Here is a 1,612-nt window from a genome sequence, read left to right on the forward strand (position 1 = left end):
GCTGAAACAACGCTACAAACCATATACAAAACCGTTAGCCACAATTAGAGAAAAAAATGAACGGAATAACATTCATTGAGAATTTTATTGATAATCCAACCGAATTGTTTCATAAACTGAAAAACAATGTTGAATGGGATGAAAGAATGTCTGCTCGAAAAACTGCGAGTTATGGAAAAGCATATAATTATTCTCAAATAAGTTATCCTTTTCAAAAATTTACGGCTGAACTGAATGCAATTATTGAATCAATTAATAATACGCTGAATTTCAAACCGAATAATTGTTTGATTAATTATTATCTGGACGGAAAATCTAAAATGGGATTTCATTCTGACCAAACTGACATATTACACGAAAACACAGGTGTTGGAATAGTATCAATTGGAGAAACTCGAATTTTAAGGTTCCGAAATATTGAGAACAGAGAGCTAATAAAGGACTTTGAACTTCCCTCTGGCTCGTTTATTTATATGACAAACGAAATTCAAGACGAATGGCAACACTCAATTCCGAAATCTGTTACTGAAAACGGACGAATGAGTTTGACTTTTAGAAAAATGAAATAATGCACGAACCTTACGAAAAAAGACTAAATCATAAAGCTGATTTTAGAGTAAAATATTTGTTCAGAAGTCCAGAAAATGGTGGAAGACAAACCGGAGAACCATATCAAGGAATTCGTTCAGATTTTTCCTTTTTGGGAGAGGACGAAAAAGTATTATATATGATTTGGCCTGAATTTGAAAATCAAGACGGTCAGTTAATATTGGAAAATAATTGTCGAGTTCCTAAATCAGGAACAGCTAGAATGTGGATTATAAATAATGAGATGAGACCATTTCATTACGATAAAATAAAAATTGGAACTAAAGGTCATTTCAGAGAAGGTGGAACGTTTTCAGCAGACTGTGAAGTAATTGAAATATTAGATTTGAACATTAATCCAACGAAAAATAAATAACTGTGGCTAACACCGTGTATAATTCATTGCTAGTTATAGCCTACTTACGAAAGTCCTCGCGGACTTTCTATCTGTGATTTATTTGCTAACTTTAGTGCTTAAACTACGCAACGAAATCATACACAACAACGTTAGCAAATATTTTGGTGCACACCAACAATTTTAAAGCTTTCACTCTATTCTGTAATTGTTTGCATTAAAAAAATACGCTGGAATTAAAAATAGAACCTTAAAAGCATTACGCACGAATTTTTACTGTTACGGAATCTAACGCACGAATTTCGGCTTGACCAGCTTCGATTCTTTGATTCGATATTATAGCAATCTTCAACTTTCGGCTGATAAGCGGAATGTCAAATCGTACGGCTGAAATATGAAAACAAATAATGATCTGAAAAAAGTGCGGAATATTAATTCGGAATTTTTTTGAGATTTTAAAGAAAAAAGAAAATAACACTCAAATTACAAAACGTACGGAAATATTACGTGAGAATATAACGCTAGAAAAGAAAAAACATTAGCTAACACTGTATATAATTTATTGCTGCTTCTCGCCTACTCACGAAAAGCCCTTCGGCTTTTCTATTTCGGTTATTATTTGCTAACTTACTCGCTGAAACAACGCAACAAACCATATACCAAGCCGTT

2 protein-coding genes are annotated in these 1,612 nt (G+C 32.9%); both read left to right on the forward strand.

What is annotated here, in order from left to right:
- Positions 1–56 precede the first annotated feature (56 nt).
- Positions 57–569: an alpha-ketoglutarate-dependent dioxygenase AlkB gene (locus tag KO515_RS08990; RefSeq protein WP_215936037.1), complete on the forward strand. Its 513-nt coding sequence runs from the start codon at positions 57–59 to the stop codon at positions 567–569.
- Positions 569–964: a hypothetical protein gene (locus KO515_RS08995; RefSeq protein WP_215936038.1), complete on the forward strand. Its 396-nt coding sequence runs from the start codon at positions 569–571 to the stop codon at positions 962–964. Before KO515_RS08990 ends, KO515_RS08995 begins: the two co-directional genes overlap by 1 nt.
- Positions 965–1,612: the final 648 nt, after the last annotated feature.

It is taken from the genome of Winogradskyella psychrotolerans (assembly GCF_018860545.1).
Lineage (GTDB): Bacteria > Bacteroidota > Bacteroidia > Flavobacteriales > Flavobacteriaceae > Winogradskyella > Winogradskyella psychrotolerans_A.